At 38.8% G+C, this 26,398-nt stretch carries 11 protein-coding genes; 3 read left to right on the plus strand and 8 right to left on the minus strand.

The window, feature by feature from the left end; genetic code table 11:
- Position 1 precedes the first annotated feature (1 nt).
- Positions 2-2,041, minus strand: a complete 2,040-nt coding sequence (locus tag ACOMC3_RS09465; protein WP_420315638.1) for a M3 family metallopeptidase — start codon at positions 2,039-2,041, stop codon at positions 2-4.
- 75 nt (positions 2,042-2,116) lie between these two features.
- On the opposite strand from ACOMC3_RS09465, the gene ACOMC3_RS09470 reads away from it, so the two are divergent.
- Positions 2,117-3,712, plus strand: a complete 1,596-nt coding sequence (locus ACOMC3_RS09470; RefSeq protein ID WP_420315639.1) for a mechanosensitive ion channel family protein — start codon at positions 2,117-2,119, stop codon at positions 3,710-3,712.
- Positions 3,713-3,764: 52 nt separating this feature from the next.
- Here ACOMC3_RS09470 and ACOMC3_RS09475 read toward each other — a convergent pair whose 3' ends face one another.
- The 6 genes from ACOMC3_RS09475 to ACOMC3_RS09500 all read right to left on the minus strand — a co-directional run bounded on the left by ACOMC3_RS09475 (position 3,765) and on the right by ACOMC3_RS09500 (position 21,893).
- Complete coding sequence (locus tag ACOMC3_RS09475; RefSeq protein WP_420315640.1) at positions 3,765-9,560, minus strand: FG-GAP-like repeat-containing protein; 5,796 nt, start codon at positions 9,558-9,560, stop codon at positions 3,765-3,767.
- Between the two features lie 193 nt (positions 9,561-9,753).
- Positions 9,754-15,546, minus strand: coding sequence for an FG-GAP-like repeat-containing protein (locus ACOMC3_RS09480; protein WP_420315641.1), 5,793 nt, complete (start codon positions 15,544-15,546; stop codon positions 9,754-9,756).
- A 35-nt stretch (positions 15,547-15,581) separates the two neighbouring features.
- On the minus strand, positions 15,582-17,729 hold the full coding sequence (locus tag ACOMC3_RS09485) for a tetratricopeptide repeat protein (RefSeq protein ID WP_420315642.1): 2,148 nt from the start codon (positions 17,727-17,729) through the stop codon (positions 15,582-15,584).
- Positions 17,729-20,146 carry a tetratricopeptide repeat protein gene (locus tag ACOMC3_RS09490; RefSeq protein WP_420315643.1) on the minus strand — a complete coding sequence of 806 codons (2,418 nt, stop codon included), beginning with the start codon at positions 20,144-20,146 and terminating at the stop codon, positions 17,729-17,731. The genes ACOMC3_RS09485 and ACOMC3_RS09490 overlap by 1 nt, the downstream gene beginning before the upstream one ends.
- A complete protein-coding gene (locus ACOMC3_RS09495; RefSeq protein ID WP_420315644.1) occupies positions 20,143-21,297 on the minus strand; it encodes a TIGR03032 family protein in 1,155 nt (384 codons plus the stop codon). The genes ACOMC3_RS09490 and ACOMC3_RS09495 overlap by 4 nt, the downstream gene beginning before the upstream one ends.
- Before the next feature lie 125 nt (positions 21,298-21,422).
- Entirely contained in the window at positions 21,423-21,893 is a 471-nt protein-coding gene (locus ACOMC3_RS09500; protein ID WP_420315645.1) for a hypothetical protein, read from the minus strand.
- A gap of 217 nt (positions 21,894-22,110) precedes the next feature.
- Here ACOMC3_RS09500 and ACOMC3_RS09505 point away from each other — a divergent pair, with 217 nt between their 5' ends.
- Together ACOMC3_RS09505 and ACOMC3_RS09510 are read left to right on the plus strand one after the other, a co-directional pair.
- A complete protein-coding gene (locus ACOMC3_RS09505; protein WP_420315646.1) occupies positions 22,111-23,250 on the plus strand; it encodes a cystathionine gamma-synthase in 1,140 nt (379 codons plus the stop codon).
- Between the two features lie 185 nt (positions 23,251-23,435).
- A complete protein-coding gene (locus ACOMC3_RS09510) occupies positions 23,436-25,700 on the plus strand; it encodes a patatin-like phospholipase family protein (protein WP_420315647.1) in 2,265 nt (754 codons plus the stop codon).
- On the opposite strand, the gene ACOMC3_RS09515 is transcribed toward ACOMC3_RS09510, so the two are convergent.
- A complete protein-coding gene (locus ACOMC3_RS09515; RefSeq protein ID WP_420315648.1) occupies positions 25,678-26,388 on the minus strand; it encodes a LytR/AlgR family response regulator transcription factor in 711 nt (236 codons plus the stop codon). The two genes, ACOMC3_RS09510 and ACOMC3_RS09515, sit on opposite strands and share 23 nt — an antisense overlap.
- Positions 26,389-26,398 lie beyond the last annotated feature (10 nt).

Here is a 26,398-nt window from a genome sequence, read left to right on the forward strand (position 1 = left end):
TCTATTTTAGTCCTGCTCTTTTCAATAATGCATCAGGAGTTGGCTCCTGACCTCTAAACTTCTTATATAATGTCATTGGGTGTTCAGTGCCTCCTTTACTTAGGATATTCTCTTTAAATGAATCAGCAGTAGCTTTATCAAAAACCCCATTTTGCTTAAAAACAGAAAATGCATCGGCATCTAAGACCTCTGCCCATTTGTAGCTATAATAGCCCGCAGCATACCCACCGGCAAAAATATGACTGAACTGTGCACTCATATTGGTACCCTCAACCTTTGGAAATAAATCTGTGCTTGCAAAAGCTTTTTCTTCAAAGGCTGAAACACTGCTGACTGCATTTGCCTCATCCACAGTCAGACTATGCCAGGCCATGTCTAGCAAAGCAAAACTTACTTGTCGAAGGGTAGCATACGCTTCATGATAGGTAGAAGATCTTTTTATACGATCAACCAAATCTTCCGGGATTAATTCACCTGTTTCGTAATGAGTTGCAAAAAGGTCCAGGCATTCTTTCTCAAAACACCAATTCTCCATGATCTGAGAAGGTAACTCTACGAAATCCCAGTAAACACTGGTTCCTGATAAACTTTTATAGGTTGTATCGGCTAACATGCCGTGAAGCGCATGACCAAATTCATGAAACAATGTTTCTACTTCACTAAACTTTAATAGTGAAGGGTGATCTGGAGAAGATGGTGTGAAATTGCAAACAATGCTCACCTGTGGAATGACTCTGTGACCATCATGATTTGATTGACTCCTAAAGGAGGTCATCCACGCACCGCCACGTTTTCCATCACGAGGAAAAAAGTCCGCTAAGAAGATAGCTACTGTTTTACCTGTTTGATCTATTACTTCATACGCCTGGACATCCTTATGATAAATTTCTAACTCATCATTCTGCTTGAAGGAAATGTCGAAAAGCTTTTCAGCAGTCATAAAAACTCCATTGATGACGTTTTCAAGTTTGAAATAAGGCTTTACAATTTCATCATCCAATTCGTACTTTTCTTTTCTTAATTTCTCAGAGTAATAGGACCAGTCCCATCGTTGAAGTTCTATTTCATCACCAAGGCTTTTAATAAAGGCTTTCAATTCTGCTACCTCTTCCTTTGCCTTAGGAAAACTCTTCTCCAAAAGGTCTTTTAAGAATGACATTACCTTATCCGATGATTCGGCCATTCGTTGCTCAAGAATGTAGTCTGCAAATGTTGAATAGCCAAGTAGGGATGCTAGTTCAGCTTTTAGTCGAATGGTTTTTAATATGATTTCCTGATTATCGCGATCATCATTCTTAAAGCATTTGCTCATAAAGGCCCGGTACATCTTCTCACGAATCGATCGGTTGTCAGCATATTCCATGAATGGTATATAGCTAGGTGCTTGAAGAGTAAACATCCATCCCTTCTTTTCTTTCTTTTGTGCCAGCTCTTGTGCTCTTCCTATTACATCTTCTGGTAAACCAGATAGATCATTTTCATCCTCAATCACTAACTCATAATCATTAGTTTCTGACAAAATGTTTTCGGAGAATGTTAGAGATAGTTTAGATAATTCAATGCTGATCTCCTTGAATCGCTGTTTCTTTTCACCTTCTAGTTCGACACCCCTTCTTACAAAATCAAAATAAGTTTCGTGAAGTAATTTCCTTTGCTCTCTGGAAAGGTCTAAATCATCTTTCTTAGCATATACAGCTTTTACACGTTTGAAAAGTTGCTCATTTTGTTTCACCTCGCTATTGAACTCTGAGAGTTTTGGTGAGATATCCTGAGCGATTTTCTGTAGTTCATCAGAAGTTTCCGCTGAATTAAGGTTAAATAGAATAGAATTGTTTCGCTGGAGCTTATCACCACTATTTTCAAGAGCCTCAATGGTATTTTCAAAGGTTGGCTCCTCTTCATTTGAAATGATTGCTTCAATTTCATTTTTCGCCTCTGCCAATGCAGACTCTATACCCTCCATGTAGTGATCAATGGAAATCTTTGAGAATGGCGGCATTTCATGTTTTGTATCAAATGCAGATAATAGAGGATTAGACATATTTATATTTTATTTAAATCGATGGGCAAAGGTAATTGCCACAGACGTTTACTTTTGCAACAAACAAGCTTACCTATGAGAATTGTTCTTGCATTCCTAATATTTTTTTCTTTTACGTTGGTCCATGGCCAAGAGGGCTATGTAAATCTGAGCACACCACAGAGTTCAGTAAAGACATTCTTAGAAAATCTGCAGCCTGATCATCGCAATGATTCACTAGCCGCGTTACCTTTCAAGACCAAAGAGCGAAGTTTAGGTGAGGCAATAAATGGAGCAATCAAGTTTAAAAGAGTGCTCGATGGCAGAGGAATTCTAATTTACCTCGACGAGGTACCAAAATCGAAGGCATACCTGGATTCTGCTAGTAGTAAAAACAAATACATTCTTATTGATGACTATCCAAAGATATTTCTGTTAAAATCAGACAATGGCGAGTGGCTTTTCTCTGACTCCAGTCTGGACCGAATAGAAGAGTTGTATTCTGAAACCTTTCGTTTTGGTACAGGACAGTTATTAAATCTTCTTCCCAAACTGGGAACCAAAAAAACCTTCGGACTTTACACCTATCAATACATCACTATCTTCATTCTAGCTCTGATAAGTACGCTTGTTTACAAGATTTTCTCATTTTTTACGGAGCGGATATTTAGTAGAATCGTAAAACGATCTGGCCTTGCGGGTGAAACTTCTGAAAAGTATTTATGGCAAGTTGCTCGTCCAACCAGTGTGTTCATAATTGTTCTCTTACTTCTCTTGGTCACCCCAGCTCTCCAGCTTCCCGTCACCTATTCAAAGTATGTAAATATCATCCTAAGAGTGATGGTGCCGCTTTTTGGTACAGTCATCATGTATCGGTTGGTATCTATTGCAAGTGTGTTTTTGGCTAGAGCAGCGCTAAGAACTGAAAGCACATTAGATGACCAGCTGGTTCCGCTGCTGCGAAAGACATTGAAAACGTTCGTAATTATCATTGGGACACTGCTTATTCTGGACAACCTGGATGTTCCCATTCTGCCGCTCTTAACAGGACTTTCAATTGGTGGTTTAGCGTTCGCATTAGCTGCACAAGACACTATCAAAAACTTCTTTGGATCAGTGATGATTTTTGTGGACAAACCATTTCAGGTAGGTGATTGGATTACTTCTAACGATGTAGATGGAACAGTCGAAGAAGTTGGCTTTAGATCTTCAAGAATACGTACTTTTAGAAATTCCGTGTTTTACGTACCTAATAGTAAATTAGCTGATAACACAATTGATAACCACGGACTAAGGAAATACCGTAGATTCTATACGCAAATATCAATCACGTATGATACACCGCCAGAAATGATTGAAGTGTTTGTAAAGGGTCTTAGACAAATAGTTGAAGATCACCCTAAAACGTGGAAGGACAACTATCACGTGTATTTTAATGAAATGGCTTCCAGCTCACTAAATATCATGTTCTATATTTTCTTTCAGGTACCAACCTGGGCTGAAGAGTTGAAATGCAGACATGAAATTCTGATGAGTGTTGTGAAATTAGGAAAAGAGCTTGGTGTCAATTTTGCTTTCCCTACACAAACGCTGCATATCGAAAACTTACCAGGTCAGCCTTCACTGTCGCCTTCTTATCCAAGTGGCCAGGATGCTGAAATGAAATTGCAGTCGTTTTTTAAAGGGCATTAAAAAAGCGATTGACTTAACATCAATCGCTTTATCAAAATCTGATTAGGTAATGCTATTTCTTAACCCATCGTTGAGTAATGACTTCATCATCTGATATCAACTCAATGATGTATACACCAGTCTCTGCACCACTCATGTCTACTTCATAGGTCAGAGTTTCTATTGTTTTTTGAATAGATAAATCGTGAATCATTTTACCTGATAAATCACTTACTCTAATGGACACTTCTCCACGATAGGTGCTCTCAAAGTTGATCTGGAATCTTTCTCGTCCCGGATTCGGATAAACCCCCAAGGTATTGGATACTTCATCTGATACTCCCAGTACTTCATTTATTATTAATGTAAATGCCTGAGTAAATGTCTCTTCTCCATCATCTGCCTGAATATTGATGCTAAGGGATGGTAGATCATTAAATTCAATCGCTTCCAATAAAATCAGCTTGTCACCACTGATTACAAATAAATCATTGTGGGCATCATTAGTACCATCTCCTTCTGCAAGCGTGAATGTATGAACATCCCCAGCATTAGGATCGGTAGCAGTGATAGTAGCAGCAGTAGATCCCGGGCTTACACTTTCGTCCAGAGAGGTGATGGATAAAGAAATGGAGTTTGGTGCCTGATTGACATCAACAACATCTATAACAAAGGCTTGGGCTACACTACCTTCAGCATCAGATGCTGATAAATAGATATTATAGCTTGCCTGAGTCTCAAAACGTGAATTCTGTTTGATAATCAATTGATCTCCTTCTATGAGGAATTTGCTGTTATCCGCATCATTGGTCCCATCTCCTGAAGCCAATGCAAATTCATGGACATCAGATGCATTTACATCAGTCGCGTCAATGGTCGCAACTGCTGAACCTGCAGGGGTATCCTCATCTAGAGAAGTAGATGAAAGACTTAAGGCTGTAGGAATCTCATTGATATTATTCACATCTAGCACAAACGCCTGCTCCACACTGCCTTCGGAATCAACAGCGGATAGATAAATACTGTAACTCGATTGGGTCTCAAAGCTTGGGGAAGACTTGATCACCAACTGATCGCCATCGATTAAGAACTTGGCATTGTCTGCATCATTCGATCCATCTCCTGTTACAAGAGAGAAGGTATGACTATCGCCAGTGTCTACATCATCAGCAGTCAATGTCGAAACAGAAGATCCGCCCGCTATGCCTTCATCAAATGAAGTGCTGGAAAGCTGGATCCCTGTTGGAACACTATTCAGATTATTGACCGTAAGCGTTACCGCCTGTTCCACACTGCCCTCAGAATCAGCAGCGGATAGGTAAATATTGTAACTCGATTGGGTCTCAAAGCTTGGGGAAGACTTGATCACCAACTGATCGCCATCGATTAAGAACTTGGCATTGTCCACATCATTCGATCCATCTCCTATCACCAGGAAGAAAGTATGACTATCGCCTGTGTCTACATCATCAGCAGTCAATGTCGAAACAGAGGACCCTCCTGCTATGCCTTCATCAAATGAAGTGCTGGAAAGTTGGATTCCTGTTGGAACACTATTCAGATTATTGACCGTAAGTGTTACCGCCTGTTCCACACTGCCTTCGGAATCAGCAGCGGATAAGTAAATATTGTAACTCGACTGGGTCTCAAAGCTCGGAGAGGACTTGATCACCAACTGATCACCATCGATCAAGAACTTGGCATTGTCTGCATCGTTTGATCCATCACCTGTTGTCAGGGAGAATGTATGACTATCGCCAGAGTCTACATCATCAGCAGTCAATGTCGAAACAGAAGACCCGCCTGCTATGCCTTCATCAAATGAAGCGCTGGAAAGTTGGATCCCTGTTGGAACACTATTCAGATTATTGACTGTAAGCGTTACCGCCTGTTCCACACTGCCTTCAGAATCAGCAGCGGATAAGTAAATATTGTAACTCGATTGGGTCTCAAAACTCGGGGACGACTTGATCACCAACTGATCGCCATCGATTAAGAACTTGGCATTGTCTGCATCGTTTGACCCATCGCCTGTCGCCAGGGAGAAGGTATGACTATCTCCGGTATCTACATCATCAGCAGTCAATGTCGAAACAGAAGACCCTCCTGCAATGCCTTCATCAAATGAAGTGCTGGAAAGTTGGATTCCTGTTGGAATTGAGTTTGTGTTATTAACCGTAAGCGTTACCGCTTGTTCAAATGATTCATTAAATGAATCGCTGGTTCTTAAATAAAGATTAACACTACTTTGGTCTTCTTGAGAGATCGACTGTAATAGAATTAATTGGTCTCCTTCTACCGCAAACTTGTCATTGTCTGCATCGTTCGATCCATCTCCGGTTGCCAATTCAAAGGAGTGCGAATCTGAACCATCTACATCATCAGCACTTAAAGTTGCTACTGATGATCCTGGTGTTGTATCCTCATCAAAACCTGAGCTTGATAATTGAATCCCTGTAGGTGCACTGTTTACATTATTGACTGTCAGTGTAAGTGCTTGCTCAAAAGTTTCTCCATAGGAGTCTGTAGCTTCTAAATAAATACTTACGCTGCTTTGATCCTCATTCGCTAGCTTTTGCAGTAAAATCAATTGATCTCCCTCAATGGCAAACTTGTCATTGTCTGCATCATTGGAACCATCGCCAATTGCAAAATCAAAGGTATGTGTATCCCCACCATTCGGATCAGTAGCGATAATATCTGAAACGGCTGTTCCTCCTAAAGTGCTTTCATCAAAACTTGTCGAAGACAAACCTATTGCAGTTGGTGCCTGGTTGATGTCATTGACATTGATTACAACAGCTTGTTCAAAAATCTGATGACCATCATTGGCACTTAGCAAAATGAATAGTTGTGGTGTTTCTTCAAACTTTACATCTTTTGTTAAGCGTAGGCTATTGCCATTTAAATTAAAATAACTGTTATGCAAATCATTGGAGCCATCTCCCGTTGCGAGACTTAGAATGTGATTATCGCTGATGTTTAAATCATCCACACTAATGGTTGCAATTTCAGTATCAATTGGTAAGTGTTCATCTATTGTAGATGAACTCAAATTGATAGCTGTAGGAGAAACGTTTGTATTCTTAAAAACTTTCAATTGAAGTTCTTCACCTACTGGCGCACCTAAATCTCCTATTAAGACAATATCCAAATCATCATCACCATCCACGTCCATCATCTTAAATCCTTCACCTCCAGCCTCTTCTACCGTCTGAAATAGAGTAAAATACCCTAAGCCATCATTTGTAAATGTTTCGATCTCAAGTGAAAAATCGAATTCCCCTCCTATATCTACAGCTTTTAGATTTGTTGTTATTAAATCCTTATCTCCATCTCCATCAATATCATTCAAGTCAATGCTCCCCCAGAATTCACCTCCTAAAGCAATGCTTTGATCCAATGAAAATGAGCCATATCCATTATTTACATGAATGTCTACATGAATCTGATAATCAACATTATCCTGCCAACGCATAATTGCTATATCAATAGATCCATCACCATCAATATCACCAATGGCTATCTCTGTTTCCCCTCCATCTGCTTGAGTGATTAATGGGGAGAATGAACTACTTATACCTGTTTCCCCACCAAGAAAAATAACGTCATCTCCATTAACTGTTGTAGCCAACATATCATCATAAGAGTCTCCGTTGAAATCAGCAATTTCAATTGCATTAAAACCACCAACACCATCAAGTATACCGGTAGAGGAGCCATCACTCATCAGAAAGTATTGATTATTCATCCAACCATCACTAGGGTCATCTTCGAAAGTGTGCACCACTTCATACCCAAGTGTGTTAGTTGCTTTTATGGCAAACTCGAAACTGCCATCTCCATCAAAATCGCCAGTCACTATTTGGTCAACATCTGTTATTCCAGTCTGAAGGGTATTATAACTTGATGAAAACCCGCCATCGTTTCTAAATAGTCGTATCTCATTAGTTGATGGATCATGTAATATAAGATCTTGTGCCGCGTAAGCATGAACGAACCCTGCGGCATTTTGCTCACCACTGAATGGGCCTATACCAACATCAGTAAAACTTCCAGCGTTTTGCTGTAGCAAACTATTATAAAATAGACTATTTGGAGATGATAAAAAAAGATCAATATCACCATCCATATCATAGTCACCGGGCTCAAAAAGTGTGACTTGCCTGTCTCCAAACAATTTAATGGGCTCAGGATCAAAAGTACCATTCCCCGCTTCCGCTAGATTATTGATTTTGACAGTCCCTCCTTGAACCTGAGATTTTGATCCATCGGACAAATCAAAGAGAAGAGATAAATCGCTCCCTTTCGTTTCCCAATCTAATTCAGCGTTTAATGTAAGATTACCGGTGACATCATCATAATTAAAAAAAGAAGCATCATCTCCAGTCAATGAAATGGTAATTGGATCTCCTTGTACGTCGGAAAATCCAAATGTCCCAAATGAATGACCCACCGGAGTGTTTTCATCCACTATTAAATCCCCAGCAAAATATGAAATGTAAGGTGCTGATCGATCAAGATATGTAGCTACACTTCCTGCTACATTGTCTACTCCTACTAAATCCAGATTATCATCACCATTCAAGTCTGCAATAAAAATGGAATTTAAGTCTCCATAAATATTGCCTATCTCACCTCCAAGATTTCCTCCTATACCTTGAAGAATACCTGCATCAAAACTTAATAAACGATTGAATGAACTACCTGCTATGACGAGTTCATCGTTTCCGTCATTATCAAAATCTCCTGATACTACATCATTTATATTTCCTGAACCTATATATGAAACTGTAATGGGATTAAATGACAGTGGAGATCCCTCAATGTATTGGTTAGAAAAAGCATAACCATTTGCAAAGTTGGGAGAGAAGAAAATATCTAAATCTCCATCCCCATCAAAATCAAGAGATTCTATGTTACCAAGTCTTGAATAATTTACCTGATGAACGAAAGCAGGATTTGAAGGATCAATCGTAGGTGTCCCAATATCGTCAGTGGTATTTTCTAATAATACAATACTACCTGTATATGGAATAGTAGAATAATAACCATTATGGATGAGGTCCATATCTCCATCTTCGTCAAAATCGACAAACTCAAAACTATTAATCAGACCTTCACCACCAATAGTTCCTACTCCTCCCAAATCAAAATTTCCAAACGGTGAGAAGTTGCCTCCACCATCATTTTCAAATACTTCCAGGTAGGTTTCTCCACTGGCTACAACAATGTCTAAATCTCCATCCGAATCCCAATCAACCAGCTCTATATCATCGGGCCGTTCACTTGTTCCAATATTAGTGGAAACAATGGTTCCAACACCTGTATTGATCCCTTTATATAAATAGGTATAGTCTCCATTATTGGTGAATATGATATCCTCATCTGAATCACCATCGATATCGCCAACAAGCAGCAACTGAGTTGCATATTCAAGTGAATTGGGTCTGTTAAATACATAACTATCCTTTCCGTCCCACTGACCGACTTCACCTCCTACAGGGGTAGTTGCTATTAATTCAAGGTCATCATCTTCATCGATATTGATTGCTACAATATTTCTTGGTGATGAAAGTGATATTGTAGATCCTTCGTTTAAATAAATATTTGGATCAATTTGGGCATCTGCTAAGTTGGGCATCATTGCAGCCCCAGCAACCGTTCCTGCTGCCACAGCTCTTCGAAGAGAATTATTCCAGGTTTCAAGCCTTTTTCTAAACTTTTCAACCTTTTCTATAAGACTTTTCTTCTTGCGATAGGGCATCATTTGAAATGATCCATTCGCAATGTTTTTGTCCAGTCGAGTTTTGTATTTAAAGTACTTGGTTCGGGTTGAGTTGAGAAGTAGCCGCTGGTAGTGGTTCATACGGATAATGATGTAGGTGAAATACTAAGAATTTTAACTAGGTAAAGATACGTACTTTAACGTAATCATCTCAGAGTAAACTGCAATTACATCTTTGTATTATTCAATTTTATCGAAATGTAGTTGCTGAAAAATAAAAAAAGCGACCTGCCCAATCGGACCAATCGCTTTATCAAAATCTGATTAGGTAATCCTATTTCTTAACCCATCGTTGAGTAATGACTTCATCATCTGATATCAACTCAATGATGTAAACGCCAGTCTCTGCACCACTCATGTCTACTTCATAGGTCAGAGTTTCTATTGTTTTTTGAGTAGATAAATCATGAATCATTTTACCTGATAAATCACTTACTCTAATGGACACTTCTCCACGATAGGTGCTCTCAAAGTTAATCTGGAATCTTTCTCGTCCCGGATTCGGATAAACTCCCAAGGTATTGGATACTTCATCTGATACTCCCAGCACTTCATTTATTATTAATGTAAATACCTGAGTAAAGGTCTCTTCTCCATCATCTGCCTGAATATTGATGCTAATGGATGGTAGATCATTAAATTCAATCGCTTCCAATAAAATCAGCTTGTCACCACTGATTACAAATAAATCATTGTGGGCATCATTAGTACCATCTCCTTCTGCAAGCGTGAATGTATGAACATCCCCAGCATTAGGATCGGTCGCTGTAATAGTAGCAGCAGAAGATCCCGGGCTTACACTTTCGTCCAGAGAGGTGATGGATAAAGAAATGGAGTTTGGCGCCTGATTGACATCAACAACATCTATAACAAAGGCTTGGGCTACACTACCTTCAGCATCAGATGCTGATAAATAGATATTATAGCTTGCCTGAGTCTCAAATCGTGAATTCTGTTTGATAATCAATTGATCTCCTTCTATGAGGAATTTGCTGTTATCCGCATCATTGGTCCCATCTCCTGAAGCCAATGCAAATTCATGGACATCAGATGCATTTACATCAGTCGCGTCAATGGTCGCAACTGCTGAACCTGCAGGGGTATCCTCATCCAGAGAAGTAGATGAAAGACTTATGGCTGTAGGAATCTCATTGATATTATTCACATCTAGCACAAACGCCTGCTCTACACTGCCTTCGGAATCAGCAGCGGATAGGTAAATACTGTAACTCGATTGGGTCTCAAAGCTCGGAGACGACTTGATCACCAACTGATCGCCATCGATTAAGAACTTGGCATTGTCAACATCATTGGTTCCATCTCCTGTTGCCAGGGAGAAAGTATGACTATCGCCAGTGTCTACATCATCAGCAGTCAATGTCGAAACAGAGGACCCTCCTGCTATGCCTTCATCAAATGAAGTGCTGGAAAGTTGTATTCCTGTTGGAACACTATTCAGATTATTGACCGTAAGCGTTACCGCTTGTTCCACACTGCCTTCAGAATCAGCAGCGGATAAGTAAATGTTGTAACTCGATTGGGTCTCAAAGCTCGGAGACGACTTGATCACCAACTGATCGCCATCGATCAAGAACTTGGCATTGTCCACATCATTCGACCCATCTCCTGTTGCTAATGAGAACGTGTGACTATCTCCAGTATCTACATCATCAGCAGTCAATGTCGAAACAGAGGACCCTCCTGCTATGCCTTCATCAAATGAAGTGCTGGAAAGTTGGATTCCTGTTGGAACACTATTCAGATTATTGACCGTAAGTGTTATCGCTTGTTCCACACTGCCCTCAGAATCAGCAGCGGATAAGTAAATATTGTAACTCGATTGGGTCTCAAAGCTTGGGGAAGACTTGATCACCAACTGATCACCATCGATCAAGAACTTGGCATTGTCCACATCATTCGATCCATCTCCTGTTGCTAATGAGAACGTGTGACTATCTCCAGTATCTACATCATCAGCAGTCAATGTCGAAACAGAGGACCCACCTGCTAGGCCTTCATCAAATGAAGTGCTGGAAAGCTGAATCCCTGTTGGAACACTATTCAGATTATTGACCGTAAGTGTTACCGCCTGTTCCACACTGCCTTCGGAATCAGCAGCGGATAGGTAAATATTGTAACTCGATTGGGTTTCAAAGCTCGGGGAGGACTTGATCACCAACTGATCACCATCGATCAAGAACTTGGCATTGTCTGCATCGTTTGAGCCATCGCCTGTCGCAAGAGTGAAGGTATGACTATCTCCGGTATCTACATCATCAGCAGTCAATGTCGAAACAGAAGACCCTCCTGCAACGCCTTCATCAAATGAAGTGCTGGAAAGTTGGATTCCTGTTGGAATTGAGTTTGTGTTGTTAACCGTTATCGTAAAGGCTTGCTCTACGCTTCCTTCACTATCTGACGCTTGCAAGTAGATATTGTAACTTGGCTGTGTCTCAAAACTAGAATTTTGTTTTATGATTAGTTGATCCCCTTCAATAACGAACTTATTATTGTCTGAATCATTGGATCCGTCTCCGGCTACCAATTCAAATTCGTGCTCATCTGATATATTGGCATCAGTAGCATCGAGCGTAGCAATAGCTGTGCCTGCAGCCACATTCTCCTCAATGGTTGTTGAAGAAAGTGTAATACCTGTAGGTGCTTGATTTAGGTCATTTACATTAATGGTAAATGCTTGCTCAATAGTGCCGTCAATATCTGAAGCACTTATGTATACGTTATAGGAAGGCTTTGCTTCAAAACTTGATGCTTCAGTAATGATTAGTTGATCACCATCGATTATAAAAGATCCATTATCTGCATCATTGCTACCGTCACCTATTGCTAAAGCAAACGAGATACTCTCGACTCCATCATCAGTCGCTGATAGTGTTCCGATGGATGTACCAGCTGCAGTGCCTTCATCAAAACTTGCAGGGGCAGATATAGCCGTAGGGGCTACATTGACTTGATTTACAGTCAACGTATATGCTTGCTGGTAAATATTCTCACCATCATCAGCCGCCAAGAGTATATTCAATGTTGGGAACTCTTCGGTGCTAACATCTCGCGTAAGAACTAAGTTATTTCCATTGACACTAAAGAAATTATTATGAGCATCATTCGAGCCATCTCCTGCAGCAAGCGTGAACACATGAGTGTCTGTAACATTTGCATCTGTTACAGAAATTGTAGCCACTTGGGTGTCTTCTGAAATGTGTTCGTCAAATGAAGTAGCTGAGAGCGCTATATCAGTCGCTGGTAAATTGACATTAAAATGAATATTTAGGTAACCAAAGCTAAAGACGTTTAGATCTTCTCTGACGATCACATCTAAGTCATCATCTCCATCAATATCCATTAGCTCAAACTCATAGCCACTCACATCTGATATCGTCTGCAAAAGATTGAAATTTCCAGCCCCATCATTTCCCCACATTTTCAAGGAGTGGTTATCGCTGTAATCGGATGCAGAAGCTACAATATCCAATACCCCATCACCATCCATATCACCAAGCTTCATATCAAATTGACCGGTACCTTCCTCTCCTCCTACATCTAGTGTTTGGCCGACTGTAAAACCACCTGTTCCATCATTATTCATCACATCGATTTCGATAGAGATACCATTTGATCGCATAAACGCTATGTCAGGATCACCATCTCCATTGAAATCACCAACCTCTACTCGATTAAAGCCATTATCATCGCCACCTGTAAATGCAGTTACGTTTGTGTCAAACCCACTGCTAGGTGTTCCAAGGAATATTGCGTCTGTACCTGGACCTCCACTAGCTTCTGTTATCACTAGTAAATCATCATTACCGTCCCCATCAAAATCTGCAATTGCAATATCTACAAACTGGCCATAGCCATCCATGTAACCACCACCGGCTGAGAATTGCAGTGGAATATCTTGGTCGAGGACCATGCCACTTCTGCCATCATTGGAGACCTCAATGGTTTGAAAATTATATGATCCTCCAGAGTAACCTATTAAAGCCACTTCCTTTAGACCGTCATTATCAAAATCACCAGCTACTAATCCGAAACTATTACTCCCAACCCCATACGTATCAAAAACGTACCATCCATCTGAGGATACTGATCTCTCCACATTTTCCTGTAAATAAATAGCGAAGTTATCCTTCCCAAAAAGATCCAAATCTCCATCGAGATCAAAATCTGCAAATGCGACCTCTGTAGCACCACTTGAGAATCCACTGATCCATTGCTCAGTAAATGTTATATCATTTTTAGTTAATAAGTAATTTTCTCCGTAGAATAGATCCATATCCCCATCCACATCAAAATCTACTGGAATGAAATTCTCGAGGTACTTATTTTCAATAAGGTCCAACCTAGCTTCTTGTTCTTCCAATAATCCATGTCCCTTTTCAGCAACGTTATTAATGCGAACGCTGAGCTTTTCAGTTCGCGTTTTTATACCATCACTTAATGTCAATGATAGATCCAATTCACTCCCAACTTCCTCCCAATCAAACGCTTGATTACTTGATAATTCGTTAGTAGCTGCATCCCATGTAAATGAACTCGCATCACTTCCCGATAAACCGAAAGTTGTAACGGGATCCCCATGAAAATCACTAAAAACCAGCTCACCAACAACTCCCGCAGGACGATTTTCATCTATTATGTTATCACCTATCCAACCCGAAAGGCGTGGTGCAGATCGATCATAATAAATATATGGGTCATTGATGTTATTTTGCGCTCCTACAATATCACTCAAACCATCACTATCCAAATCTCCAATTGCCACAGTAACAAATGCGCTTGTTGCATCACCAATGTCCCCATTCAAGCTATTGCTAGAGACTGTAAATGTGCCATCTTCTAAAACACCTACTTTACTATCTGAAGAAAAGGCTAATAATAAATCATCATTACCATCACCGTTTAGGTCAGATACTGCAACGTCATTGATGTTTTCTGTTGGAAATCCTGACAGAGGCACACTTAAGAATGAAAACGGTGATGCACCATCATCATATTCATTTTCTAATACCAGATGATAACTGTATTTACTCTCTGAAATAAGGACATCAAGATCACCATCTCCGTCCATATCAAAGGTGACAATGTTTTGAAGATTAGCATAGTTATAATACATCAACTCAGCATCCGCACCTGACAAATCAGGATCGCCAGCTGCATTAAGAACATTTTCTTTTGCATAAACTGCGGATTCATAAGCACCATTATTTTGATTGTGTACTAAATCCAGATCTCCATCTCCATCCAGATTAGCAAATTCAAAATCAGTAATACCGGAATAGCTTCCAACCGACAAATAACCGGCGCTGCTAAAGTTTCCACTACCATCATTTTTGAAATGCTTTAAGTTGCTTCCATTATTGGCAATCACAAGGTCTAAATCTCCATCACTATCAAAGTCAACCAAATCCACATCTTGAGCACTTGTCTCACGTCCTATGGCTCCTGGAGTTGAAGATGCGGAGTAATAATAGGCTTGACTCGTTAGTTCAAAATTGCCATCACCATCATTAAAGGCCAGGAAGAAATAATTACCATTTTTAAAAACAATATCTATATCTAAATCTCCATCTATATCACCGATGAAAAATTCTTCAGTCATATTTTGCAATGAAGGTGGACTGGAATCTTCAAACTTGGCTCCTTCTCTTTGTTGGATAAAACCTGCGGATGTGGTAGAAAGCAATACTTCAAGATCTGAATCTGAATCAATATTCACTACCTCAATCTGCACATTCGAGCCAGATTGATTCAAATCAAATTCACCTTTTTCAAAACGAAGCTCTGGATCTGGAGGTGGTAAAGCAATGACTTGTGACAAGGCCATTGTTGGGATAAAGGCAGCAGACCCTGCTGCTAGCATACTTTTCTTAAAAAGGGAGTAATTCTCAAGTCGAGACCTCAACTTCTCGACACGAGCAATGCGACTATTCTTATCTTTTCTCGAAAGTTTGTCGAAAGACCCAGAAGAAATGCTCTTCTCCAATCTATGTTTAAACTTCAAGTATTTTTCTTTGGTAGCTCGAAGAGTAAGGTGATAAATATTCATAGTGGTTTAATATTGTGTGGCGATAATAAATACGTTCAAACCAAAGAATCTAACCTTAAGGCAGAACCCACAGAGAAATCCTTTGGTGGTAGTTTCTTTTTCAATCTAAGAAATGCTTTTTGATAGGCCTTTTCCAGGTATTTAACTTGCAATTCCGTATCGAAAATGAGTTTATCAAACTCAGATTGCAGGCTTTTTTTCAAAGTGTTTATTTCTACCCTATTTACCGCAAGCTGAATTGACCTCTCAATATAATCATTCTTAGTGAAAATTGCACAATTAGGGAGGTTTGAATAGTGAACCAAACTGGACCCTAAGCGACTGTTATGATTGTCTCCTCGCATTGTAAGAATCGGCATCCCCATTCTTAAGGCCTCTACACCTGTGACATGTGCATTGTAGTTAAAAGAATCTAGAAAAAGGTCCGCATGTTTTATTCGCTCCCAATGCTTCTTTATATCTAAAGGTGGAGCAAAAACAATTTGCTCATTTAAGACACCTTTTTTTTTAGCTATGGATTTTAATGTCCGGATAAAATCTTCATTCCCTGCATCGTAAATCCAAAGAACAGCATCTGGAACAGCTTTAAGAATTTCCATCCAAGCATCAAAGGTTTCAGGATCGAGTTTCCGTGGATGGTTAAAACTGGTGTAAATGAAAGCATTTTCAGGCAGGCCGTGATCGGACCTAGAGGAATTAATTGATTCGTCAACAGGTAGTTCGCTATTCAACAATAGAGAACATGGCAAGGTGATAATATTTTCAGTGAAATTTTCCCTAATCTCCTTATCCATCATGGATTCATCTGAGAAAGCATAATCAATAAATGAAGCTCCTGTTGTTTCATGCGATCCTATCAAGACCATTTGAAGAGGGGAAGGTCTAAGCGCCAATACCTCTACATTCATGGCGGTGTTATAAAAAGCCAAACTAACCAATATATCAATCCCTTTCCGATTGATGAGGTTAGCAATCTCCAAGGTGTCTAGGGTCGAAATATCATGATAGTAATCAACTGAATTCTTAATTTCCTTACTTACAAAATCTTCCGATTTTACTAATGAAAAGGCGTGAATTTCAAAGTTGCTTGAGTCATGATAATCAAATAGCCCTCTTACCAAAAGCCCTCCCGGATGTAGACGCATGTTTGGGGAGTAATAGCCAATTTTCATCTTGCCATCACTCAATGAATGATCATACTTCACTCCAGGATATTTTGTGCTTACTCTTTTTTCAATCGTTTTTGCATATCGTTCCGCAAGCCTCCGGTATAAGTGGTTATCAACTTTGGAATGTGACAAAGAGTAAGGGACAATTTCAAATGGCAACTCAGAATCATTGGATAAAGACTCTTCCAGGATTCTGTTTAAATCAGCAACATCAGTCTCATGATCTGACCAATCAGAAACATGCTGCCGATACAAAATTTGGTAGAATCTTATTCCCTTTTGATATTGGCTATCTCCTAACTTCAACCCTCGATCTAATAGTGTAAGTGCTCCTCTAAAGTCATTTAAACGACCACCAAGTAATTGAGCTAAATTGAAATATGCTATTGACATAGAAGGATCAAGCTTTAACGATTTTTCATAGCAACGCCTTGCTTCGTTTAATTGATTTTGCTTCTCGTAAATGCTCCCAAGATTGCAATAAGCTATCGCTTCTTCCGGGTACAATTCAGTCAGTCTTCGGAAGAACTTAATGGCTTCCATGAATTTACCTGATTGATACAGTAGATTGGCTAGATTGTTTAATGCCATCTTGTAACCCGGTTTACACTGCAGACTTTTTTTGTATTGATGGATGGCCTCCTCAATGAGTCCAATAGCCGTTAAAGATTTGGCATGATAGAAATAGGTCATTTCATTATCCCCTTCCTTGTTTGCGGATTTAGAAAATGACTTCACAGCTTCGTTGTGCAATCCCATTTTGGATTGAATGATTCCTATTTTAGAATGGAAATCAGGATCATTTGATTCTTCAAGACCTGTTTTTAAAGTATTTTCTGCTTCCTGAAGCTCACCTTTCTTAGAATAGATCTGAGCAAGTAAGAGATACGCACCTTTCCGTTCAGGCCGCTCTTTAATAAGCCTTGAGCATGCATTCATTGCTTCATTCATCGCTCCGTTATTAAATAGAGCAATGGCTTTTTTTACTTCATCGATATATTGCGAAACTTCCACTACGCTATCTTAAAATCTGAAGGTGACTCCCCTTTCTCGTATTTATCCCACATTTTAACGTATGCCTCCTCCATATTTTTCGTTAAGACCTTAAGATCAAAAAATGGACTTGATTCTCTGGACCTGATAAATTCATTTTTTACCTTTTGGTAGTCCTTTTGATTTTGAGCCAAACTCACTGCTTTGTTCACATACTCTTCCATAGACTGGCAAATCATTTCTTTGATGTTCATTGCAACGAGAAATGAGCTGCATAAACGTGAGCTCACGGATTTTCCCTGAACTGTTAATACAGGTACACTCATCCAGAGTGCTTCCAGACAAGTAGTGTGTCCGTTATATATCGGAGTATCTAAAAATAGGTCGATGAGTTCCATTCGCCGGTAGTGATCCTTTTGGTATTCTCTCCCACAAAAAAGAATTCTAGATGCATCAACACCCTCATTTTCCATTAGATCGCGAATATTCGTTTTAAACGAATCAATTCCTGCATCGTACAACCATAATACCGATTTTGGCACTTGCTTCAATATTTTAGCCCATGCCTCAATCGCCCATGGGTTTAATTTTCGCGGATGATTAAGGCAACCAAAAACAAACTCATCTGAAGGTAATCCATAGGTACTTCTGTCCAACCGATTCTTTGATGGTATCAATTCGGTATTGAAAAAATGGCTCGGAGGTAGTAGTGCAATCGATTCACTGAAATTTGTTCGATTTTCCTCAGTTAAGACAACTTCATCTTTGAAAACGTAATCATAAAAATCTGCCTGCATCGTTTCATGGCAGTCCATACAGATCACCTGAATTGGGGCTGGTTTTAAAGCAGGAATTTCTGATCTCATGCCGTAATTATACCCCGCCATACTTACCAAAATCTGCACACCGTCATCATTAATTATTTTGGCTGCATCAGAAACTTTCATGTTTCCTAGTTCCTTATATTCATCTACCAATGAACGGAATTCCGCATTTACTTCATCTGTCCCTCCATCGATTGCATATCCAATGACTTCAAACCTTTCACGATTATGATTTTTCAGTACATCTTTCACCAACTGTCCCGCTGGATGATTCTTAAAATACGGTGATAAATATCCAATCCTAATTCGTTGTTTCTTTGGTTCATATTTAAACTGGAGTCGAACTCGAAGCGGGCGAATGCTATTAACTAAATTTTCTGAAAACCTTTTCGTCGCTTTGGTAACTAGATCTGCATCGTATGGAAAATATGTTAGGTTATAAATGGGTATTTCATTGTCTGGTCGCTCATCAGTGATGAATTTCTTTAATAAAACGGAAATTCTTTCGATCATCTCTTCATACATATCCATTCTTCCCATCTTAGAATACATAAGCTGAAGAATTAAGTTAGCTCTAAGTGCAAACTCTTCATGATGATTGATCTTTGTAAGACAGTTCTCCGCTTTCTCAAATTGCTGGGTCAAGTCATAGACTGTGCCTACCAAACATATTGCTTCATAACTGTAAGGGTTTTTATGAATATACGGCTCGAGAAGTTCAATTACACTTGTTAACTGATGCTCTGACATGTAAATCCTTGCCAGTTTAAGGTAAGGTTCTTCTTTCACAGAACCTGTCTCAATAAGCTTCCTTAAAATAGAAATAGCCTCCACCTTTTTACCTAATTGGTAAAGTGTATGTGCATAAGTACTTAAGTATTTATGATTATTGGGGGAGTATTTAATCGACTGTTCAATCCAACCAATTGCCTGCTTATATTCAAATCGACGATTATGAATTACACCCAAATTATACATGGCTATAGCATTGGATTTATCAATTTCTAAAACATCATGATAAAGCCTCTCCGCATCTACCAATTGATTCATCTTTTGCAGTAGACCCGCTTTATTACAATGGGCCATTATGAAATTTTGATCCAGCGTAATTAATCGATCATAGCACTGCATAGAATTTTTATAGTCATGAACCTGCTGATACGCATTTGCAAGGTTGTTTAGAGCTTTCTTATTTTCTGGTTCAAGCTTGATGACTTTATTATATAATTCAATCGCAGACTCATATTGTCCCATCGCCTTCATATTTCTTGCGGAGTGAAATAATACGCTGGGATTCGTTGGATAGGCTTTAATCATTTCGCCAAAAAGTAATTTAGCCTCTTCATGTCGACCAAGTTTTATAAGTGTTTTTCCTTTTTGTAAAAGAAAATTGACATTTGATGCTTCAATGGTTAGCAATTTGTCAAAGTATTCAAGGGCCATTTCAAAATTTGCCTCTTGATAAAATGATTGACCAATCATGAAAAGGCTATCCAGATTTTTAGGGTCGATATTGAGGACTTCCTGATAAATTTTTCGAGCTTGAGGAAGTTTGCCTGATTTATGTAAATCGAGGGCTAATTTAAAGTAGGCATTTATGCTCACTCTGCTCATTTTGAATCATCAATAGGAGTTTTTAAAGATTCACTTTGAGAAGAAACTGAATTACCTTTTTCTTTTGGTTCTTCTTGCCAAAAGATTTTTTTAGGTGTGATGATTGCGCGGGCATGTAAATCATCAAATGTATTAAGGATATTAGGCCGAATTATGCCAGGTAAGACATGTACATCATACAATTCTTTGACCGCATTTTTATATTCCAAAATTGCCTGCACCTCCTTTGTTCGAAGATTTACAATTGCAACTCCAGCAATTGGATTTTTGGACGCAATTGGCATTTTGCCAAAGTCCTTACTATCCTCTCGGATTTTGGATAATCCAACAAACAAAAAGTTTTGATGAAATGACATACCTCTGGCAAACCCAGGAACTTCGCAAATTCGCTCATTAGATTTAGACGGAATGTGATATTTCCATAACTCTCCAACAGCAGATTGTAAATAGTAAATATCATCTCCAACCAATCTTGGACTATGAGGCATGGCCAGATTATTAAGTAAAATCTCATTAGAGTCCACATCCATGAGAATTCCTCCATTCAATTTGCTATCTCGCCATCCGCCAGGATTGTCAGTTTTTCCTAATGCTGTTACATATTTTGGAAGCCCATCTTTTAAGGTCATCCCATTTAAATGACACCTATCTCCTGGAGCAATCTCAGATATAAAATGAGGTTTCCACTTAGGAAGAAAACTGAATCTTGGATCTAACTGTGCAATACACGAAAACTGTGTGATAACTGCCCAAAGACCACCTTTGCCATAGCTAATATCATGTGTGTCAACCGCACCAGTATAATGTGAGGATCGTGGCAAATATATTGCATCGTATACACCAGGTTTCTTTGGATACGATTTTGCGGCATTTTGTGATCGATGAGTAAGTACTACTTCATTGTAGCAGGCAATTGCTAAATGTTTGTCATAAGTGGCAACTCCTAATGGTTTTCTGAAATTTCGTGGAAGTTGAATCATCTGCTCTTCAGATTTTGGACTAAACATCACCACCTTTCCCGTTTGATAGGTACTCAACACTAAACTGCTCTTTAAACCATGTAAAATTTGAGCGAATGACTTGGTATGATGGTAAACAAAAGGATTATCCTCTTTCAGTTCTTTCGTATGGGTCGATTCTGAATCATTCATCCAAACAGATATTTTTTGAATGTTAAATTAAAGTCTTTTACCAAGAAAGTATCTGAAAGCAGAGAAAAGGCGCTAAATGATGCCTTTTTAATTATGAATCCGAATGACCTCTGAAAGTATGTATTCTAAGGTTTTCCTGTAGCTGTAATGTGATGACCTTTCACCCAATCAAACCTATTGAATTCTAGTAATTCTGTTTCAGTTTCATCATTAAAGACTTCTTCAATCACAATAAAATGACGGTGATGATCATCTCCCAGGTATCCAAGTAAGATATATTCCCATTCATTGCCATCCCACATAAACTTTAACATATGAACGGAAATAATTGCTTCATCAGAGCCATAAGAGTTGATAATTTTCTGACTGATTTCTTTATCTGCGACAAAATGGGCAGTCTGATTCCATAATTCACTCTGACTCGAAAAGGCATGAATCGTAAGGTCTCCATCCAATTTGGTTTGGTCGTGTTTATGCTTGATCTTGAAGTGATCAAATGAATGAACTTGAGGTTCACTTACATAATTGCCTGAATAGTATTGACCATACGAATAAAGAGTCGCTAAAAACAGTAATGCAGAGGCGATAATTTTCATTTTGCTATATTTTCTTGAGTGGTGAGTCAAAAAATAAATAGCTGTTTGATACATCAAGAATACGAATATTCTCAGTAACATAAGCCTCAATTACGACAGTTGGAATATTCACTTCGACAAAACCAAGATTTTAATCAATGAACCTAAAATCAGAAGTATTTCTGAAGGCCGCTCATAATTTATAAATTCACTCTTTTCAGAGATATAAATCAACATTATGAAATTCGGTACTAAAGCACTACACGCTGGCATTTCTCCGGATCCTTCCACCGGAGCAATAATGACCCCTATTTTTCAAACTTCCACTTATGTACAGGAGGCACCTGGTGTTCACAAAGGCTATGAATACGCAAGAACTCAAAACCCAACAAGAAATGTGTTAGAACACAACCTTGCAGCTTTAGAAAATGGCAAATTTGGGAGATGCTTTAGTTCAGGAATGAGTGCCACAGAAACGGTCCTTAAAATTTTAAAACCCGGAGATGAAGTCATAAGCACGTCTGATTTATATGGTGGATCCTATCGGCTTTTTACTAAAGTATTCTCAAAGTTTGGCATCAAATTCATATTTGTTGACATGAAAGATTCTTCCAATGTTGAAAAGGTAATAACAGATAAGTCAAAACTTATTTGGATTGAAACGCCTACCAATCCAATGATGAAGATTATAGACATTAAAGAAATTGCTGAAATCGGAAGACTAAGAAATATTATCACAGCAGTCGACAACACTTTTGCATCACCCTATCTGCAGAATCCACTCGATCTAGGGGCAGATGTTGTCATGCATTCGGTTACAAAATTTATCGCCGGCCACTCAGATGTGGTTATGGGATTCTTAGGCACAAATGACCCATCACTTGATGAGGATTTTGGATTCATACAAAAATCCAGTGGAGCCATCCCCGGACCGCAGGATTGCTTTCTAACATTAAGAGGCATTAAAACTCTGCACGTGAGAATGCAACGTCATTGTGAAAATGGAGAGGTTGTAGCAAACTACTTAAGAAATCATCCGAATGTGGAGAAAGTATTCTGGCCTGGGTTTGAAGATCACCCAAATCACGAAGTTGCTAAAAAGCAAATGAAAGGATTTGGGGGAATGATTTCCTTCATCCAAAAAGAAGATACGCTTGAACAAGCAAAAGAAACACTAAGCAGATTTAAAATATTCAGCCTTGCAGAATCCCTTGGCGGAGTAGAATCTCTGGTAGGACATCCAGCAAGTATGACACATGCCAGTGTTCCTAAAGAACAGCGGCTAAAAGTAGGACTTAAAGATTCATTAATCAGGCTAAGCGTTGGAATAGAGGATGTTGTCGATTTGATCAATGATCTGGAGGGAGCATTGAGATAGCCATAAAAAAATAATCCCAGCAGTGTTTGCCGGGATTTATTATGCTACGTCGAAAAGACCTTGAAATCGGAATTAGTAGTGAATGGTTGTATGAATATACTTACTATATTCGGTCTTGGTTGGTTGGTTTCGACAACCAACCAGTTTAATCACCTCGATAGGTATTTTTATTCGATTAATCAATTATGAACAACATCAAACATAAGTTGAATCAAATTCTTCATTCTTTAATGGTGCAATTGACTTTTCATCATTTAAAAAAGAATTTGGCGTTGCTTACTGTTTGGATCATTATAATTTCAGCGTTTAGTGGTGGGTTAGGTAAAGTGTATGGAATTCACTACTTGTTTCTTGATCCTGAATACCTAGGTAAAGTTAGTTTCTGGAGTTTTTTTATTGTCGGTGTGTCATTTGGTAATCTCATTATGGCCTGGCACATCACTACCTACATCCTGGATGGTCATAGGTTTAGATTTATTGGCGTCTTGCAACGCCCATTCACTAAATTCTCAATTAACAATAGCCTTATACCCTTATTTACACTACTCATTTACATCGTTTTATTGGTAAGGTTTCAGATTAACAATGGACTAACTTCCTCCTTCCAAATTGGACTTTTTGTTACCGGTTTGATATTGGGAATCATTGCGATGCATTTAATAATGATTCTGTATTTCCGATTCACCAACAAAGACATCTTTATATTTCTTGCCGGAACATTAGATCGTAAGCTTAGAAAAAACATTCTGAGTCGTGACAGAGTCATGGAGCGACTAAGGGAGAACCGAGCAGATAGATATAATGTGACAAACTATCTTGACCTGAAACTCAAGGTTAGGTCTACCGAGCACATTGTTGATTTCAGAAACAAAAAAGCTATTCTAAGAGTATTTGATCAGAATCATTTCAATTCTGTCGTAGTTGAGCTTTGCATAATTGGAGTAATCCTATTGCTGGGTTTTTTCATGCATATAGAATTCCTTCAAATTCCTGCTGCAGCGAGTTCCCTGTTGATTTTTGCTATAGCCGTCATGTTGGTAGGAGCAATCAGCTATTGGTTTAAAGGATGGGGGTTGGCTTTTGCACTAGGAATATTCATCCTGGTGAATTTCGGAGCGAAAGCAGGATTAGGAAAGGGATACAATAAGGCCCCCGGACTTAATTATGACACGATTCATACGACATACTCTATTGAAAACCTTGAGTCCGTACATTCCAAGGAACAATTTCTGCATGACAAATGGCATATGCTGGAGACCCTAGAAAACTGGAAAGCCAAATGGCAAACAAAAGAGAAGCAAAAAATGGTTTTTCTATGTGTTAGTGGTGGTGGTCAGAGAGCAGCACTATGGACCGTCAATTCATTGCTAGAGGCGGACCAATCAGTAGGTGGTACATTGATGGATAATACGTTTTTAATCACAGGTGCATCTGGTGGTGTAATCGGTGCGGCATTTTATCGTGAAATGTTTCTTAGGGATAGAAATTATCTGAATAATGGTAAAGAGAATATGATTCTCAAGATGGGCAAAGACAACCTAAATCCAGTAATATTCGGTCTCTTAGCCAATGACCTTTTCTTAAAGATCAGAACTCATGAATATGCTGGTAGAACATATAATGTAGATAGAGGCTATGTATTTGAAAGAAATTTAGATAAAAATCTTGGCTTCATTTTAGACAAACAAATCAAAGAATATCATGCGCCTGAAGTGCAGTCTCAGATTCCAACATTGATCATGTCTCCTACGATTGCAAATGATGGTAGGAAGTTGTACATCTCTTCTCAACCAGTTTCATTTTTAGCGATTTCATCTGAAGTTACGAAAGGAAAAAAATCAGCGGTAAGAGGAGTAGATTTTCAGACGTTTTTCAAAACAAATGACCCTTCTAGTTTGAGTTTTTTAACGGCACTGAGAATGTCAGCATCATTTCCTTACATTACACCAAATATTAGTTTGCCAGCCAAGCCAAGAGTTGAGATTATGGATGCTGGTATCTCTGATAATTTTGGTATCTCAGACGCTATCAGATTTATTCAAGTATTTGAAGACTGGATATCTGAAAATACTGATGGAATCGTGTTACTTGTTATCAGAGATACTAAGTCAAATTCACCAATTGAGCCAAGACCAGACCCCTCTGTGGTGGACAGACTCACTTACCCCATTGCCAGTGTGTACAATAACCTGATGAACATGCAAGACATCAACAACGATATTCGTATCGAACAAATGAAAAGTTGGTTTGATGGTGATGTGGATATAATAGAATTGGCTTATGATTCCTATCAGAATAATGGCAATCCTTCAGAAGCAGAAAGAGCTTCATTGAGCTGGCACCTTACTACCAAAGAAAAGCAGCATGTAATTGAAAACATCAATATAGAGAGCAATCAGAAAGCGATAAATAAACTAAAAGACTTGCTTAAAAACTCATCAACTCCTTAAATCTAGAAGTTTGTCTTCTGCTAACTTCAATTTCAGTTCCATCTTTAAGGTATAGCCTTATAGTACCACTAAACCAGGGTTCTATTTTATCTATCCACTTCATATTGATGATTTGCTGCCTGTTGGCTCTAAAAAACACTTTAGGATCAAGCCTGCTTTCCATATACTGAAGCGTTTTAGGAATCATTGGTTTATGATCTTCAAAGTAGATTCTCGTATAATTATCCCATATTTCAAAGAGTCGAACATCTTTTAAAGTGACAAACCAGCATTTTTCTCCATCTTTTACAAAAACCTGACTGTTTTCGTTAAGAACATCTTTGGAATCCTCACTTTGCTCAATATTCTCTTGTACTCTTTGAAGAGCCAATGTCAGTCGATCGTCTGTAATTGGTTTCTTTAGGTAATCGAGCGCATTATAATCAAAAGCTTTAATTGCATATTCACTGTAAGCGGTAGTGAAAATGATTTGAGGAACTTCATCAAGCATTTCTAAGAGTTCAAAACCATCTTTATCAGGCATTTGAATATCAAGAAATACTAAATCAGGTTTCAATTCTTCAATCATTTCTTTGGCCTGATCAGCATTCTCAGCCTCTCCTATTACCTGAACGTCTTTGTGATTCTTGAGTAAGAATTGTAGCTCTTGACGAGCCAACCGTGTGTCATCAACAATTATTGCTTTCATTCAATGATTC

The organism is Ekhidna sp., from assembly GCF_965212185.1.
In the GTDB taxonomy this organism is placed as follows: domain Bacteria; phylum Bacteroidota; class Bacteroidia; order Cytophagales; family Cyclobacteriaceae; genus Ekhidna.

Bases quoted from the DNA above. Each gene is read 5' to 3' on its own strand.
- ACOMC3_RS09500 (WP_420315645.1), bottom strand. From the start codon at position 21,893: ATGAAAATTATCGCCTCTGCATTACTGTTTTTAGCGACTCTTTATTCG.
- ACOMC3_RS09470 (WP_420315639.1), top strand. From the start codon at position 2,117: ATGAGAATTGTTCTTGCATTCCTAATATTTTTTTCTTTTACGTTGGTC.
- ACOMC3_RS09490 (WP_420315643.1), bottom strand. From the start codon at position 20,146: ATGAGCAGAGTGAGCATAAATGCCTACTTTAAATTAGCCCTCGATTTA.
- ACOMC3_RS09505 (WP_420315646.1), top strand. From the start codon at position 22,111: ATGAAATTCGGTACTAAAGCACTACACGCTGGCATTTCTCCGGATCCT.
- ACOMC3_RS09475 (WP_420315640.1), bottom strand. From the start codon at position 9,560: ATGAACCACTACCAGCGGCTACTTCTCAACTCAACCCGAACCAAGTAC.
- ACOMC3_RS09465 (WP_420315638.1), bottom strand. From the start codon at position 2,041: ATGTCTAATCCTCTATTATCTGCATTTGATACAAAACATGAAATGCCG.
- ACOMC3_RS09510 (WP_420315647.1), top strand. From the start codon at position 23,436: ATGAACAACATCAAACATAAGTTGAATCAAATTCTTCATTCTTTAATG.
- ACOMC3_RS09495 (WP_420315644.1), bottom strand. From the start codon at position 21,297: ATGAATGATTCAGAATCGACCCATACGAAAGAACTGAAAGAGGATAAT.
- ACOMC3_RS09515 (WP_420315648.1), bottom strand. From the start codon at position 26,388: ATGAAAGCAATAATTGTTGATGACACACGGTTGGCTCGTCAAGAGCTA.
- ACOMC3_RS09480 (WP_420315641.1), bottom strand. From the start codon at position 15,546: ATGAATATTTATCACCTTACTCTTCGAGCTACCAAAGAAAAATACTTG.